Annotated in this window: 2 pseudogenes; both read right to left on the bottom strand. The window is 39.3% G+C overall.

Annotation, left to right across the window (positions count from 1 at the left end):
* Positions 1-182 (bottom strand): annotated as a pseudogene (locus tag JO375_RS06730) (hypothetical protein); the annotation flags it as partial.
* A pseudogene (locus tag JO375_RS06725) lies at positions 149-672 on the bottom strand (hypothetical protein); the annotation flags it as partial. The pseudogenes JO375_RS06730 and JO375_RS06725, both read right to left, overlap by 34 nt.

Genomic DNA, 672 nt, shown 5'->3' with positions numbered 1-672 from the left:
CCAGGTTTCATAGGTTCAATTGTGTGTTGCTTTTCGTTCGTTTGTTTTTCCACACATCCATTCAATAACAGGCTAATTAACACTGCTAACAATAGTATTGTTTTCTGTTTTACAAAGTTGATTTCACAAAACTCCCTTCTTACATTACTTATTGCACGTTTATTCGTTGATTGCTTACGCATTGAATGACGTTTTGGAGCGTTCGATTATGGCCTGTTTGATTAATATTCTTATCCAGTTCAGGCAGGGTAGTGTACGTATTGTCCTTTTTCTGAAAGTAAATCCCCGCAACAGGGTGAGTCTCTATTCCATGTGCATTAACCCCGGTGATATAATCCGCAATTATGACAATGTCCGTACGCCCATCCTGATTTAAATCCTTGAAGCTTACTGCCTTGATCCTGTCGATCATCCTACCGTTGTTACCATAAAATTCAGGAAACTCGTATTGAACCTTGTTTTCCGCATGCTTTCCGCTGTTAGCTTCCAAAAAAAACTTTGCTTGTATCAGATCATTCGTATCCTCATCTTTTAAAGTGGAGATAAACTTTACTTCTCCCCATCCATTAAGAGTGGTGGTAAATGATTGTTCCCTTTGAATAGTATATGGTTCCAGATCAGGGTCGGGCTGAGCATCTTCATCTACATAATCAGCGCTACGTTGCTGCTTTA

The organism is Paenibacillus farraposensis (assembly GCF_020736845.1).
Taxonomy (GTDB): Bacteria; Bacillota; Bacilli; order Paenibacillales; family Paenibacillaceae; genus Paenibacillus; species Paenibacillus farraposensis.
The sequence above is the reverse complement of the archived record's forward strand: the minus strand, read 5'-3'. Positions and strand labels throughout refer to the sequence as shown.